Raw genomic sequence first — 15,087 nt, 5'->3', positions numbered from 1 at the left:
CGCCTCCGCCGGGGCGCGGGTCAGTCCCGCAGCGCCTGCTCGCGCAGCGATTTCAAGGTCTTCGACAGAATCCGTGAGACCTGCATCTGCGAACACCCGATGCGCTGGGCGATCTGCTCCTGGGACATCGAGTCGAAGAAGCGCATCACCAGCACCTGCTTCTCACGTTCCGGCAGAGCCGCCAGCAGCGGCTTGACCGCCAGGTAGTTCTCCACGGTGCTGAAGTCCGGGTCTTCGGCGCCGAGCGAGTCCAGCAGCGAGGGACCGCCGGATTCGGAGTCGTCGGTGTCCGAGGCGGCATCGATCGAGGAGGTCTGGTAGGCGTTGCGGGCGATGAGCGCCTGGGTCACCTCGTTCAGGTCCGCGCCCAGTTCCTCTGCGATCTCCCGCGCCCGCGGCATCCGGCCCAGCCGCTGCGACAGGATCTCCACCGTCGGACCGATGGTGGACTGGATCTCCTTGAGCCGCCGTGGCACTCGCACCGACCAGGCGTAGTCGCGGAAATGCCTGCGCACTTCACCCATGATCGTCGGCACCGCGAACGACAGGAAGGTCGCGCCGTGCCCCGGATCGAAGCGGTCGACGGCGGCGAGCATGCCCACCCGAGCGATCTGCAACAGGTCCTCGAAGCTCTCGCCGCGGCCGCTGAACTTGCGGGCGATGTGTTCGGCCAGCGGCAGGCAACGTTCGATCAGCTCGGTGCGCACGGCGTCCCGGCGTGGATCGTCCGGGGCCAGCGCGGCCAGTTCGGCGAAGAGCGGCTCGATATTGTCGTAGGTGTCTCCCCGCGATTTGCGCTTGGAAGCGACCTGATTCGACTCGTTACTCATTATTCGAGCCGCCGCGCACCCACCGGAAGTCGACGACGGTCGGGTAGCCGCCCACAGCGGAGTCGTGTGCGCCTCGGGTGGCCGAGACCGAATCCGTGAGCGTCGCCACGATGTGCCAGCCGAAGCCGGACTCGTCCGGGCTGGCGTCCGACACCGTGACGGTGGAGACGCGCACCTCCACCGCGTCGTCCTCGAAGCCGAACGCGCACTCCAGCTCCGCCCCGTCCACCGCGTCCAGCACCAGGGCGCTGGCCACCTCGTCGAGGGCCAGCCGGATGTCGGTCACCTCGTCGATGCCGAAATCGGCCATGAGCACGACGGTCTCGGCCAAGGCACGCAACATCGCGAGCTGTTCGGACACCGCGGGCACCCGCACGCTGATCGTGCCGGTCCGCGTCGTAGCGGGAGGAGTCCCCTCACCCTTGCTCATGCACCGCTCCCAGAAGTCGCGCCGTCCGTCGGAGCGCCAAGCCTACGCCCTCCTCCGTAGTGAACTCGATCGGCCACGGCTCGGCGCGCGCGTCTTCGTCCGGGGACGGCTGATCGCGAGGCGCCGCGACGCGGACGCGCGCACTCCCCACAACGGCTGCCGACAACGTTGACCAGCGCGTTCGTCCGATGCGACCGGCTCGGCCACTCGATCGACCGCCGGTAGGCACCCCCGACATCACTGGGCCCCCGAAGCGCCGGTTCGTCCTGGGGGAAGACGCCGACGGCCGTCCCCGATGGCGCGCACCAGATCGGCGTAGGCGATCTCCAGTTCGGCCAGCCGGGTCCATGCCGCGTGCATGCGCTCGCCTCCCGGGTCGTCGTGCATCAGCAGATGGAACGCGTCTTCCGCGACGGCGGCCATCCGGTCGATCATCTCCCCCAGGCTCTCGTGGTGCACCCGCACCGCGGGGTCGGCGCACGGCAGGTGCAGCGCCGCCCAGGTGTCGATCCGTTCGACCAACTCGGCGCGCCGCCGCGTCCCGACCGATTCCCGTGCGTCCTCCCGGCGCCGCCGGTGCAGTTCGGTCAGCTCGCGCGCCCACCGGCTCACCGGGCCATGCACGTGCTGGCCGCCCAGCGCGCACAGCAGTGCGCTCGGACTCGGCAGCGCCGAATCCTCGGACAGCTTCCGCGGTCGCGCACGCTGGACCAGCATCGGCCTACCTCCCCGGCACGACCGCACCGCTCGTACGGCCGGTCGGCCAAGCCTTCATCAGGACAGCGTTCATTCCGGATCGGGCATGCCCGCTGCGGGCGGACGCAAACTCACAGGGGCGCAGTGAGTTCGAGATGGATGCCGTCGGGATCGGAGAACGACAGGATCGCGATGCCGAAATCGGCCATCTCGGTGATCTTCCCGTGTTCGATGCCCGCATCGGCCAGGCGAGCGGCCGCGGCCACCAGATCGTCCCGCGCCGGGACGGTGAAGCTGAGATGGTCCAAACCCACACGTTCGGAATCGAATCGGTCCGCCGGATCGGCGACCGGACGCAGGCCGAGCAACATGCCGTTGGCCTGGAACACCACCCCGCCGAACAGTCGCATCGGGTCGACGCGCACCTCCGGATCGTCGGGGCTGCCGGGCGATTCGGCGGCGATGGGGAAACCGAGCACATCTCGGTAGAAGGCACGCGACCGGGCGATGTCGGTCACGGTCAACCGGATGTGATGCGTCCCGGTCGTTTCGATCATGGTCACGCTCCCAAACGAGGTACGGCGGGTTCGATCGGCTCCCCGGTTCGCTCGGCGGCGAGCCGTCTCGCGATGACGGTAGGACAGAATTCCGGCGGAACCGAGTGTCGCAAACGACATCTTCGGTACCGTTTCCGACATGGACGTCGTCGTCTTCGTGGTGGACGGCGTAGCCGATTTCGGATACGCCGCCCTACTGGAAACCTTCAACACCGCCAACGCCGTGCGCACCGAGCTGCCCGACCCGCCGCAGCCGTGGCGGGTGCACAGCGCGTCGTTCGGCGCCACGGTGCGGTCGGGCAACGGCCACACCGTGCCGACGACCCCGCTCGACGAGCTCGGCGACGGATTCGATCTGATGATCGTGCCCGCCGTGAACGTCCTGGAGGCCGCGGCGCTGATCGACCTGGTTTCCGCACCCGCCAGCCGTCCGGTGCTCGACCGGCTGGTCGCGGCCCGCGATCGGGGCGCTCACCTCGCCGGCGCCTGCACCGGAACGTTCTTCCTGGCCGAGGCGGGCGTGCTGGACGGCTCCCCCGCGACCACGAGCTGGTGGCTCGGCCCCAGCTTCCGGCGCCGCTACCCACACGTGGAACTCGACGAGGGGCGCACGCTGTGTCGCGGTCGACGCGTCACCACCGCGGGCGCCGCGCTCTCGCACATGGACCTGGCGCTGTCGCTGATCGCGAGCAAGAGCCCGGCCCTGGCCGAACGCGCCATGCGCTACCTGGCGGTGGGCGCGGGCCGACCGCAACGCGAGTTCATCGTCCCCGAGATCATCGCCCGCGGCGATTCCGTCACCGCCGCCTTCGAACGCTGGGTTCGCGCACACCTCGGCGAGAATTTCCGGATATCCCAGGCCGCTCGCGCCGTCGGCGTCACCGAACGCAGCCTGCAACGGGCCACCCACGCCGAACTGGGCATGTCCCCCACGGAATTCGTGCACGACATCCGCCTGGAACGCGCCGTGCAACTGCTGCGCACCACTTCGCTCACGGTGGACGCGGTGGCCGCCAAGGTGGGTTATCTCAACGCCGGAACACTGCGCGGATTGTTCCGCCGCCGCCGGGGCATGTCGATCTCCGAGATCCGCATGACGCGCGTGTCGTATTGAGCCGCGGTAGGCACGACGCCGGATGTCATGCGGCGGCTACTGCCCGACGGCCCAACTCCGGGAACGGTATCGTCCGCACGGGCGGCCGGACAGCCCGCGCTAGGAGGACTCGGTGACCGATCGGCAGCACACGACCACATCCGACGAGGAGCGGCCCCCCGCGCCCTCCGCGACGAGCGCACACGACACCGCGCGGCTCGGCGTGGTGGTCGCCGCACTCGGCGTGGTGTTCGGCGACATCGGCACCAGTCCGATCTACACCATCCAGACGGTGTTCAACCCTGCCGACCCACATCCGGTGCCGGTGAGCGTGGACAACGTGTACGGCGTGGTCTCGCTGATCTTCTGGTCGGTCACCATCATCGTCACCGTCACCTACATCCTGCTGGCCCTGCGCGCCGACAACGACGGCGAGGGCGGCATCATGGCGCTGATCACGCAGCTGCGGCGGTGGGGCTCGCAGCACGGCCGACGGCAGACCGCGGCGCTGGCGGCGCTGGGCATCTTCGGCGCTTCGCTGTTCTTCGGCGACAGCATGATCACTCCGGCGATCTCCGTGCTGTCCGCCGTCGAGGGAATCGAGGTCGTACAACCGTCGCTGGCGGATTTCGTCGTACCGATCACCGCGGTCATCATCGTGACGCTGTTCCTGGTGCAGCGCCGGGGCACCGCGGCAGTGGGCCGGGTGTTCGGGCCGGTGATGATCGCCTGGTTCGCCGTCATCGGCGCGTGCGGGGTGGCGGGCATCGCCGATCATCCGCAGATTCTTCGAGCCCTGTCACCGACCTACGCGCTCGGCTTCCTGTTCGGCCATTTCGGCACCGCCTTCTTCGCCTTGGCCGCGATCGTCCTCGCGGTGACCGGAGCCGAGGCGCTGTACGCCGACATGGGTCATTTCGGTCGCCGGGCGATCACCCGTGGCTGGCTGTTTCTGGTGTTCCCGGCGTGCATCCTCAGCTATTTCGGCCAAGGCGCGCTGATCCTCGACGATCCCGGTCACGTCAGCAGCCCGTTCTTCCTGCTCATGCCCGCATGGGGCCGCCTGCCGCTGGTGCTGTTGGCCACCGCCGCTACGGTGATCGCGTCGCAGGCGGTGATCACCGGCGCGTATTCGGTGGCATCCCAGGCCGCCCGGCTCGGCTACCTGCCACGGCTGCGCATCGCGCACACCTCGGAGGCGACGGTCGGCCAGATCTACGTGCCGTGGATCAACTGGCTGCTGATGGTCTCGGTGCTCACCCTGGTGTTCGCCTTCCGCAGTTCGGCGGCGCTGGCCTACGCGTTCGGCATGGCGGTGACCGGCACGATCACCATCACCACGCTGTTGTTCTTCTACGTCGCCCGCGCCCGCTGGAATATCCCGCTCTGGCTGCTCGCCCTTGGCGCCGTCCCCCTGCTGTCGGTGGACCTGCTGTTCGTCGCGGCCAACCTGACCAAGCTCGTGCACGGTGCGTGGCTGCCGCTGCTGATCGGTCTCACCGCGTTCACCATCATGACCACCTGGCAACGCGGGCGCGACATCGTCACCGCCGAACGCGAACGGCGGGAGGGGTCGCTGCGCGAGTTCGTCGACCACTTGCACGCGGGCGACCCGTCGATACTCGAGGTCCCCGGCACGGCCGTCTTCCTCAACCGAGGCAAACGAACCGCGCCGCTGGCCTTGCGGGCCAACGCCGAACACAACCACGTGCGCCACGCGCACGTCGTGATCATGTCGATCGAGACCGAACCCGTGCCGCGGGTTCCGGCGGACGAACGGATCAGCGTCGATTCCCTCGGCTACACCGAAGACGGCATCATCCACGTGTGCGCCCGGTTCGGCTACATGGAGTCGCAAGACGTGCCCGGTGCGCTGGCATTGCTCGACCCCGCTGTCACCGAGGGACCGTTGCAGCTGGACCGTGCGTCCTACTTCCTGTCGAAGATCGAGCTGCGCCCCGGTACCGAGCCGACGATGGCCCAGTGGCGCAAGCGGCTGTTCATCGCCACCTCCTACATCACCGCCGACGCCGCCGAGCAGTTCGGCTTACCCCGCGAGCGCACGGTGATCATGGGCGCTCACATCGAGATCTAGGCGCGCACACCCTGGTTCCGTCTCGGACCGTCTCCGTCCCGGTGCGTTCGCGGTTCAGAAGGCTCCCCCACCGACGGGCACGCTCGCCCCGGTGATCCAGCGGGCCTCCTCCGACGCCAGAAAGCCGACCACGTCGGCGATGTCGTCGGGCTCGCCCATGCGGCCGAGCGGAATAGATTGGAGGGTCTGCTGATTCGCCCCGATCACCCCTGACGCGGCGAGTGCGTCGGTGCGCACCGCACCGGGCAGCACGCTGTTGGCCGTGATGCCGCGCGAGCCGAGTTCCCTGGCCAGCACCCGAACCAGCTGCTCTACGGCGGCCTTGCTGGCGCCGTAGACACCCGAGCCCGGCCGGTGGGTCAGTGTCGCGCCGGAGGACACGACGACGATGCGGCCGTTGTCGCGCAACCGCTTCGCGGCCTCCCGCAGGGCGACGAACGTCGCCTTGGTGTTGACCGCGAACATCAGCTCGAAGTCCTCGTCGGTGGCCTCGGCTATCGAGCCGAAACGCGCGACGCCCGCGTTGTTCACGAAGACGTCCACGCCGCCGAAACGCTCCTCGGCGGCGTCGAACAACCTGCGCGGGCCCGCCGGGTCGGCGACGTCGGCCCGCACCGCCCACGCCTGCCCACCGGAGCCCTCGATGGCGGCCACCACCTGTTCGGCGGCCGGCCGGTTCGATCGGTAGTTGACGACGACGGCGGCTCCCCTCGCGCCCATGCGCTCGGCGATGGCGCGACCGATGCCGCGGGATCCTCCGGTGACGATCGCGACCGGCATCTCACCTCCCATTGATGACCATGGCGATAGTCGAGATCATCAACTAAATCAGTGAGGATGTCAACTGTTGATGACATAGACTTTCCCCATGTCGACCGACGATCAGGGGCTCGCGCCCGCTTTCGCACGGCTGTACCGCGAGATCAGCGCCCTCTACACCTCGATCGCGCGACGCCTGGAATTGACGAGTCAGCAAGCCGAATTGCTGTGCCTGCTCGGCGCCGACCGGCCGCCGTCGTTCGGCGAGCTGGCCGCGACGCTCGGTTGTGACAAGACCAATGTGACAGGCATGGTCGACCGGCTGGAGCGGCGAGGGCTACTCGTCCGGGAGACCGACCCGGGAGACCGCCGCGTGACTCGCGCCGTTCCCACCGAACAGGGCTCGGCGGTGCGGCACAAGTTCCGCGCGGAGCTGGAGCACGAACTGGCCCGCAGGCTTCCCGGCATCGACCGAAGTCGATTGATCGGCCTCGTGACCGCGACGGCGACAGCCTTGGCCGAACATCGGTGAAAATCTAACGTCGCTGAAACCGACAGCACGCATAGGCCATACCTACTGTTTTGGTTATGCGAACTAACTTTTGCGCAGCATTGCGGCACCCGTCGTTCGAGTAGTTCGCTACTCGTGTGCGGGCACGACTGTGACCAGAGAATGGCGATAGCTGGTGCGACAACGCCGTCGACGCCACGCTCACCTCGATCACGGAGTCACCATGCCTGCCAAAAAGAATTCACCAGCCCGCCGGACGCACACCGGAAACGATGACCTTCTCGCCGCCCTGCGCAAATTCATCCGCAGCAAGGGAGAGAACTTCCTCGAAGACCCCAATATCTCCTCGATCGGCATCGGCCACAAGCAAGTCGACGGAAAATCGACCGGCGAGATCGCGGTGCAGTTCACCGTGCACGAGAAGGTGTCCGAACCGGAGGCGCTGGAAGCGCTTGGCACGTCGGCGATTCCGGAGACCGTCACCGTCGACGGGATCGAGGTACCGACCGACGTGCTACAGCGCACGTTCGAGCCGGCCTTCCGGCTGGTCACCGAAGCGGCCGCGCCCGAGCGCAAGTCGCGTCTCGACCCGATCGTGCCGGGAATCAGCGTTGCCCACCCGAGCACCACGGCGGGGACGATCGGTTGCGTCGTCTACGACCGGGACGACGGAACACCGTATGTGCTGAGCAATTGGCACGTCCTGAACACCGCGGCGGGCAAGCTCGGCGACGACGTCGTGCAGCCGGGCCCGCGCGACGACAACCGGGTCGACCGCAACCGGCTCGGCAAGCTGATCCGATCCCATCTCGGCACGGCGGGCGACTGCGCCGTCGCCGACATCGAGAACCGGCGGTTCAGCGCCGCGATCATGGGCCTGGACGTCGTCCCGGACCGCCTCGGCGAACCCGAGCTGGGCGACAAGGTGATCAAGAGCGGCCGGACCACCCAGGTCACCCACGGCATGGTGCGGCGCGTCGACGTGGTCGCCAAGATCGACTATCACGGCGTGGGCACCAGAAGCATCGGCGGCTTCGAGATCGGGCCCGACCCGGACCATCCCGCGGTCGACGGCGAGATCAGCAGCGGCGGCGACTCCGGATCGGCGTGGATTTTCGAGCTCCCCGACGGCAAGACCAGCACCGTGCTGGCCGGATTGCATTTCGCAGGCGAGACGGGCGCGGACACCGACGAGCACGCGCTCGCCTGCCTGCCGCAATCGGTGTTCGAGAAGCTCGGCATCACCTTGACCCCGCCGGCCACGGAGGAAGCCGCGGCCGTCGCCGGATACGACCCGAATTTCCTCGCGTCGCCGATTCCGGCCCCCGAGGTGGACGCCGAGGTCCGCCCCGACGTGGCGACCACCTTGGACGGCGCCGATGTCCTGCACTACACGCATTTCTCCCTCGCGATGCGCCGCTCGCGCCGCTTCGCCATCTGGGTGGCCTGGAACATCGACGGCGGCTCGATCAAGAAGCTGTCGCGGAAGAAGATCGACTTCGTCAAGGACGCGCGGCTCGACGCGGACGCCCAGGTCGGCAACGAGTTGTACCGCGACAACCGGCTCGATCGCGGCCACCTCGCCCGCCGCGCGGACCTGCTGTGGGGCAGCCTGCCCGAAGCCAAGAAGGCCAACGAGGATTCGTTCTTCTACACCAACATCACCCCGCAGATGGACGACTTCAACCAGAGCATGCGCGATGGGGTCTGGGGGCGGCTAGAGGACGCCGTCTTCGCCGACGTCACCGTCGACGACCTCAAGGTCAGCGCGTTCGGCGGCCCGGTCTTCACCGACGACGACCAGGAATTCCGGCAGGTCAGGATTCCGCGCGAGTTCTGGAAGGTCATCGCGTTCCGGGAGAACGGCGAACTGAAGGCCCGCGGCTTCCTGCTGAGCCAGAACCTGGACCAGCTGGAAGTGCTCGATCTCGACGAGTTCCGCGTCTTCCAGGTGCCGCTGACCGAGATCGAGCAGCGAGCCCGCTTCCACTTCCCGCAAGCGCTGCGGGACGCGGACCTGCAACTGGCGCCGGAGGAAGTGGCCGCCCCCTTGAACTCGGTCGCGGATATCCAATGGTGAAGCGGAGCGACCTATACGGCGCGTGATTTCGGGGGCGCGGTATATCCCTCGGCGAATTCGATGAAGTTCTGCACGACGGTCTCGGCCTCCCGCCGAACACTGCGCTTGAGGAGTAGTCCGGGCAGCAAGAGCGAGGATTGCAGCTCGGTGTGATACCAGACCTGCGAGCCCGCGCGATCCTCGGCGACTTCGAACCAGCCACCGCCGCCGACGCCGACACAGCTGTCCACGACCTGCCACGACACTCGGTCCGCGGTCCAGTCGTATTCCAGCACCTGGAGATCGGACTTGCCGAGCGGAGTCTCCGCGGTGACGTAGACCCGCTGCGGACGACCGGATTCACCGCGGGTGGCCACGCGCGCATCCGAATGCGTCGACCATTCGGGAAGCATTTCGATCGCGGCGACCGCATCGAACACCCGGGTGGGATCGACGCCGACGGTGAAATGGATATCGGTTTTTACGCGCATAACTCCTCCACCCCCGGGATCAACCCGGCCGATTCTGCCCGTGTCGCTTCCCATCCGTCAATACGCGTTCGCCTCGCAACCAGCATTCCGTCGCAAAGAGCGATGTCAGAGCCAAAAATAAGTCGCCAGCTACCAGTTGGCTATTCTGGATTCCAATTGTTACCGGCGAGTATAAAAGTGGGATCGCAAGAGTTTCGCCGCGGTGCTCGTGTGCGATATGCCGATCCAACCGTGGCAAGGGTGTTCATTCTGTCCGTGAGCGGTATTCATGCCACCGGTCCGTCACGGCCCACACGGCCTACTTCGTGTTCTTTCGCATGGGCTCGAACCACCCCGCCGCGCGCCTTGGCCCCAGCGATCCGACTCGTCATGGGCATGCCCGCCCTGGCCGACAACCGATACGGCCAGGGCTGACAGACAGGCCGTGCAGGCGCGTTCCCATGCGCTCGGCCGACAGTTCTACCGTGCCGTCTCCGTCCAGGTGACCGGCAGTTCGTGGACGCCGTAGATATTCATGTCGGTCCGGAGTTTCACCGCACCGGCGGGGATGGCGAGCTCGAGCGTCGGGAAGCGGCGCAGCAGTCCGGCGAAACCGGCGCGCATCTCGATGCGGGCCAGTTGCTGGCCGAGGCATTGGTGGACGCCGTGGCCGAAGGACAGGTGGCCGCGAGCCTTGCGGTGCAGGTCCAGGGTGTCGGGATGGTCGAAACGCTGGGGGTCGTGGTTGGCGGCCAGCAGCGAGACGACCACGGTGGAACCCTTGCCGATCGTTTCACCGCCGAGTTCGATGTCGTCGGTGGCGTAGCGATAGAAGATGTCGGCGACCGACAGGTAGCGCATGAGTTCCTCGACGGCGTCGGGAAGCAGATCCGGGTCCGCGCGCAGTTCGGCCAGCTGCTCGGGGTGCTCCAGCAGCGCGAAGGTGCCGAGCGCGAGCATGTTCGCGGTGGTCTCGTGGCCCGCGAGCAGCAGCAGGAAGGCGATGCCGGTCAGCTCCTCGATGGTGAGGTCGTCGTGGCGGGCCAGGTCGGACAGTATGTCCTCGCCGGGTTCGGCGCGCTTGCGTGTGACCAGTTCGGCCAGGTACGTCGTCATCGCGCCGTACGCCGCCATCTTCTCCTCGAGCGATTGGTCCTTGACCAAGAACTTGGCCGAGTTGACCTGGAAGGTCTCCCGGTCTGCGTACGGCACACCGAGCAGCTCGCAGATCACCAGCGAAGGCACCGGCAGCGCGAACTCCTCGACCAGGTCGACCGGCGGGGTCAGCCGCGCCATCTGGTCCAATTGCCGCTCGGCGATGTCGATGATGTGCTCCTCGAGCTGCCTCATCCGTTTGACGGTGAACGCGCCGGTCAGCATGCGCCGCAGCCGGGTGTGGTCCGGCGGGTCCATGGCGATGAACAAGCCCGGCACCTGCGGTGACGGTTCGGTGGCGACGGGCATGCCGGGTGTCTCGTACGGCACGTGGACGATGCCGATGTCCTGGCGGGAGCTGAACCGGGTGTCGGCCATGAGCCGGCGGACCGCGTCGTAGCCGGTGACGAGCCAGCCCTCGTGACCGTCGGGGAAGATCAGGGGGCTGACCGGGCGAAGCTCTCGCAGCCGGGTGATCTCGCGGGGTGGGTCGAAGGGTCCCGCGTCGCGCTCCAGGGGGAGGCCGTGCGGGATGGGGGCCGTCTGACTCATCGGGTTTCCTCTCGCTGCGATTGTCGAACGATGGTGATCGCGCCGGACGGGCACAGCTGGGCCGCCTCACAGACGGCCTGCTCCCACTCGGGCGCGGGTGTGAGGTCCAGCGGCGCCACCCGGCCGTCCTCCGGGTCCTGGTCGAATACTCCAGGGGCGGTCAGTGCGCACATTCCGGCGCTGACGCAGCGCTCACGGTCCACTCTGAGTTCCACCGGCTACCCCTTTTCCGAGGTGACCGGGAGAGCGCGCACACCGTGGGCAAGTGCACTGCTGCACAGCGGCGTCCGGAACACCTTCCTGAGCCCTGTCATTGCTGAACTGTTCACAGGAGAACTGTCGCCCGACTGGCTGACACCGACCTGATACCGGCCTGACACGCCGCCGATACGACGTTCGCCCTGGTCAGGGCGAAAAGGTCGCCTTCACTACCCACTGCCTGGCACGCGCCGTTCGCGCACACAGCGAACGGCCCTACAGCACCGGCAGGTATCTCGACGCGCATCGCCTCCGCGCAGAGCCGATCAGAGCGCGTATGCGCCTGCTCTCCGGCCGGCCGACATCTCCGCACGCTGCGGCCGACCGGTGTCGGTCGCCGCCATCGGAGCGGTTGTCACCCCGGGGACGGGCGGCCCGGTTCACCGCCGAGAGTCCACGGCAGAATGGGCCGGTGCAGATCGGGATGCTTGGACCGCTCGAGATCCGACTAGACGACGGCGGATTGATCGAGGTACCGGGCGCTCGGTTGCGGGCGCTGTTGATCGCGCTCGCGCTCGAACCAGGTCGCGTCGTCCCGAAAGCGACGCTGGTCGACTGGATTTGGGGTGAGCAACCGCCCGCCGACGCGGCGAATGCCTTGCAGGCACTGGTCTCCCGGCTGCGCAGGGTGCTGCCGGACGGGGCGCTCGACGGGCAGCCGGGCGGATACCGGCTGACGGTGGAACCCCACGCCGTCGACGCCCTGCGGTTCGAACGGCTTCTCGACCAGGCCCGCGGCGGTGACGACGCGCGACAGGCCCAGCTCCTGCGCGAGGCCGTCGAGCTGTGGCGCGGTGCGCCGATGCAGGACGTCGGAATACCGGACAGCGAGGCTTTCGACGCGGTGGTCACCCGGCTGGAGGGGCTGCGCCTCGCCGCCATGGAGGATCGGTACGAAGCGGAGGTCCGCCTCGGCCGGGGTACGGAGCTGATCGCCGAGCTGACCGAGCTGGTGGCCCGGCACCCCGTGCGGGAACGGCTCGTCGCCGCGCTGATGCGCGCGCTCGGCGCCGCGGGTCGTGGCGCCGAGGCGCTGATCGCGTACCAGCGCGCACGGGAGGCACTCGCCGACACGCTGGGCGTCGATCCTTCGCCGGAACTCTCCGCATTACACGTGGCGCTCCTGCGCGGCGAAGTGCGAACGGAGGAGAACCACCGCAATACGAACCTGCGGGCCGAGTTGACCGAATTCGTCGGCAGATACGCCGATATCGCCGCCGTGCGCGAACTCATCGCGAACCATCGGCTCACCACGTTGACCGGTCCTGGCGGCTCGGGCAAGACCAGGTTGGCCCTCGAAACCGCGCGGACCATGCTCGACGACCTGCCCGACGGGGCCTGGCTGGTGGAACTGGCGTCCGTCGGCGCGAGTGGCGACGTGGCGCAATCCGCGCTCGCCGCGCTCGGACTCCGCGACGCGCTGCTCGGCGGCGCACCGAACGCGGAACCGATGGACCGGCTCGTCGCGGCGATCCGCGAGCGCGAAACGCTGTTGATCCTGGACAACTGTGAGCACGTGATCGAGTCCGCGGCGGCGTTCGCCCACCGGCTGCTCGGAGAGTGCGGGCGGCTGCGGGTCCTCGCTACCAGCCGCGAACCGCTCGGCATCGTGGGCGAGGCGTTATGGCAGGTCGAGCCGTTGGCGTTGCCCGCGCAGGACGCGGATCCCGGCGAGATCGAGTCCTCCCCGGCGGTGCAGCTGTTGCGGGACAGGGCCGGTGCGGTGCGCCAGGATCTCGCGGCCGATGCTCCCACCTTGTCGACCATGGCGCGCGTCTGCCGGGCCCTCGACGGAATCCCCCTGGCGATCGAACTGGCCGCGGCCAGACTGCGCACCATGTCCCTCGACCAGCTCGCCCACCGCCTCGATGATCGATTCCGCCTGCTGACCGGCGGCAGCCGTACCGCGATCCCGCAACACCGGACGTTGCGAGCGGTGGTCGACTGGAGCTGGGAGCTGCTCACCGACTCCGAACGGATGGTTCTGCGCAGGCTCGCGGTGTTCTCCGGCGGCGCGAGCCTGGAGGCGGCCGAGCAGGTCTGCGCGGGGCCCGAAGCCCAGGGCGAGGAGAACATGGCGGTCGAGCGGTGGGAGGTGCTCGGGCTGCTGACCACGCTGACCGAGAAATCGCTGCTGCGCACCGTGGAGGACAGCGGGCCGCGCTACCGGATGCTGGACACGATCAAGCAGTACGCCCGGGACCGGCTCGAGGAGTCGGGCGAATCGGATTCGGCGCGTCGAGCGCATCTCGCGTACTTCACCGAACTCGCCGACATCGCGGAGCCGCACCTGCGCCGCGCCGAGCAATTGGAGTGGCTCGCCACGCTCGAGGTCGAACACGACAACATCGCCGTCGCGATGCGTGGCGCGCTCGCGGCCGCGGACGCGACCGGGGCGATGCGGCTCGCGGCGGCCGCGGGCTGGTACTGGTGGCTCGGTGGCCACAAGGCCGAGGGCATGGAGCTGATCACCGCGGCTGCCGACACGTCCGGCGAGGTGGACGACGAGATCAGGGCCAGGGTGTACGGGCTGGTCGTGCACTTCATGAGCTCCGGGCCGAGTGACGAGCACCAAGTGGAGGAATGGATCCACAAGGCATACCTGTTCAGCCGACGCAGTCGGGGGCGATACCCGCTGCTGGCGTTCGTCGCAGCGCTGGAACGCATGTTGCAGGGGCCGGACGCGTTGCTGCCCGCGTTCGAACCGCTGCTCACCGATGACGACCCTTGGGTGCGGGCGCTGGCCCGGCTCCAGCTCGGCAAGGCGCGGATCGCGCTGGGACAGCAGGGGCGGGAGGCGGACGAGTATCTGGAGACGGCGCTCGCCGAGTTCCGGACCATCGGCGAGCGCTGGGGAATCTCGTTCGCTCTGACCGAACTGGCGAATCGAATCGCCATGCGCGGTGAGTTCGCCGGTGCGTGCGAGCATCTCGACCAGGCGATCGCGGTGGTCACCGAGGTCGGGGCGATCGAGGACGTTTTCTTGATGCGGGCGCGGCAGGCTCAGCTGTACTGGCTGCTGGGCGATGCGGAGGCGAGTGCGGCCGCCATGGCCGAGGCGCAGCGGCACGCGGATCGCTCAGCTTGGCCGAACGCACTGGCCGAACTCGCCCTGACCAGGGCGGAGCTGGCTCGTTGGAGCGACGACACCGAGCAGGCGTACCGGCAGATCGATCTCGCGACAACCCTCCTCGGCAGCGATGCCGAGCAGCCCTACGTCAGGGCGCGGACCCACAACCTGCTCGGCTACCTCGCCGACGGTCTCGACGAAGCCCGCGAACACCACGACGCGGCCTTCCAGGCGGTATCCGATGCGGGATACGCGCCTTTGATCGCTCAGGTGCTCGTCGGGATCGCCGACCTGGCGCAGCGCGCCGCCCACGATGAGCAGGCCGTGCGGCTGCTCGCGGCGAGTGCCGCGGTGCGCGGGCTGTCCGACCGTTCCCAACCGGATGTGGACCGGATCGAGCAGACAGCACGACGTCGCCTCGGCGATGTGCGGTTCAGCGAGGCGACGAAGGAGGGTGGGCAGGCGAGCTGGCGTGAACTGGTCGCCACTGCGCTCGCTTGCTGAACATGGCGCAAACAGGTGTGCGACACCGACGTGGTGTCGCACACCTGT

13 protein-coding genes are annotated in these 15,087 nt (G+C 68.2%); 5 read left to right on the top strand and 8 right to left on the bottom strand.

Going from position 1 to position 15,087, the window contains the following annotated elements:
* Positions 1-20 precede the first annotated feature (20 nt).
* The 4 genes from ACFV2O_RS18980 to ACFV2O_RS18965 form a co-directional block, all read right to left on the bottom strand.
* The gene (locus ACFV2O_RS18980; RefSeq protein ID WP_379252931.1) at positions 21-830 is read right to left on the bottom strand and encodes an RNA polymerase sigma factor SigF; all 810 of its coding nucleotides are present in this window, start codon (positions 828-830) and stop codon (positions 21-23) included.
* On the bottom strand, positions 823-1,260 hold the full coding sequence (locus ACFV2O_RS18975; RefSeq protein ID WP_355072666.1) for an anti-sigma factor: 438 nt from the start codon (positions 1,258-1,260) through the stop codon (positions 823-825). Before ACFV2O_RS18975 ends, ACFV2O_RS18980 begins: the two co-directional genes overlap by 8 nt.
* 237 nt (positions 1,261-1,497) lie before the next feature.
* On the bottom strand, positions 1,498-1,977 hold the full coding sequence (locus ACFV2O_RS18970; protein ID WP_379252930.1) for a DUF4254 domain-containing protein: 480 nt from the start codon (positions 1,975-1,977) through the stop codon (positions 1,498-1,500).
* A 110-nt stretch (positions 1,978-2,087) separates the two neighbouring features.
* Positions 2,088-2,513 (bottom strand): VOC family protein, encoded by a 426-nt coding sequence (locus tag ACFV2O_RS18965; RefSeq protein WP_356964988.1) that lies wholly within the window; start codon positions 2,511-2,513, stop codon positions 2,088-2,090.
* A gap of 139 nt (positions 2,514-2,652) precedes the next feature.
* On the opposite strand from ACFV2O_RS18965, the gene ACFV2O_RS18960 reads away from it, so the two are divergent.
* A complete protein-coding gene (locus ACFV2O_RS18960) occupies positions 2,653-3,627 on the top strand; it encodes a GlxA family transcriptional regulator (RefSeq protein WP_379252929.1) in 975 nt (324 codons plus the stop codon).
* A gap of 205 nt (positions 3,628-3,832) precedes the next feature.
* Positions 3,833-5,701, top strand: a complete 1,869-nt coding sequence (locus ACFV2O_RS18955) for a potassium transporter Kup (RefSeq protein ID WP_379253112.1) — start codon at positions 3,833-3,835, stop codon at positions 5,699-5,701.
* Between the two features lie 54 nt (positions 5,702-5,755).
* Here ACFV2O_RS18955 and ACFV2O_RS18950 read toward each other — a convergent pair whose 3' ends face one another.
* Positions 5,756-6,481 (bottom strand): glucose 1-dehydrogenase, encoded by a 726-nt coding sequence (locus ACFV2O_RS18950; protein WP_379252928.1) that lies wholly within the window; start codon positions 6,479-6,481, stop codon positions 5,756-5,758.
* 88 nt (positions 6,482-6,569) lie between these two features.
* Here ACFV2O_RS18950 and ACFV2O_RS18945 point away from each other — a divergent pair, with 88 nt between their 5' ends.
* Positions 6,570-6,992: a MarR family winged helix-turn-helix transcriptional regulator gene (locus ACFV2O_RS18945; RefSeq protein ID WP_379252927.1), complete on the top strand. Its 423-nt coding sequence runs from the start codon at positions 6,570-6,572 to the stop codon at positions 6,990-6,992.
* Positions 6,993-7,194: 202 nt separating this feature from the next.
* Positions 7,195-9,051 (top strand): DNA/RNA non-specific endonuclease, encoded by a 1,857-nt coding sequence (locus ACFV2O_RS18940; protein WP_379252926.1) that lies wholly within the window; start codon positions 7,195-7,197, stop codon positions 9,049-9,051.
* 11 nt (positions 9,052-9,062) lie between these two features.
* On the opposite strand, the gene ACFV2O_RS18935 is transcribed toward ACFV2O_RS18940, so the two are convergent.
* From ACFV2O_RS18935 to ACFV2O_RS18925, 3 genes are all read right to left on the bottom strand, one after another.
* Positions 9,063-9,521 carry a hypothetical protein gene (locus tag ACFV2O_RS18935; protein WP_379252925.1) on the bottom strand — a complete coding sequence of 153 codons (459 nt, stop codon included), beginning with the start codon at positions 9,519-9,521 and terminating at the stop codon, positions 9,063-9,065.
* A gap of 459 nt (positions 9,522-9,980) precedes the next feature.
* Positions 9,981-11,207, bottom strand: coding sequence for a cytochrome P450 (locus ACFV2O_RS18930; RefSeq protein WP_379252924.1), 1,227 nt, complete (start codon positions 11,205-11,207; stop codon positions 9,981-9,983).
* Entirely contained in the window at positions 11,204-11,422 is a 219-nt protein-coding gene (locus ACFV2O_RS18925) for a ferredoxin (protein WP_379252923.1), read from the bottom strand. Before ACFV2O_RS18925 ends, ACFV2O_RS18930 begins: the two co-directional genes overlap by 4 nt.
* A gap of 467 nt (positions 11,423-11,889) precedes the next feature.
* Here ACFV2O_RS18925 and ACFV2O_RS18920 point away from each other — a divergent pair, with 467 nt between their 5' ends.
* Positions 11,890-15,039 carry a BTAD domain-containing putative transcriptional regulator gene (locus ACFV2O_RS18920; protein ID WP_379252922.1) on the top strand — a complete coding sequence of 1,050 codons (3,150 nt, stop codon included), beginning with the start codon at positions 11,890-11,892 and terminating at the stop codon, positions 15,037-15,039.
* Positions 15,040-15,087: the final 48 nt, after the last annotated feature.

Origin of the sequence: Nocardia sp. NPDC059691 (genome assembly GCF_042733915.1) — a bacterium.
GTDB classification, from domain to species: domain Bacteria; phylum Actinomycetota; class Actinomycetes; order Mycobacteriales; family Mycobacteriaceae; genus Nocardia; species Nocardia sichangensis.
Note: the sequence above shows the minus strand (reverse complement) of the source record. Positions and strands in the feature narration are given on the sequence as shown.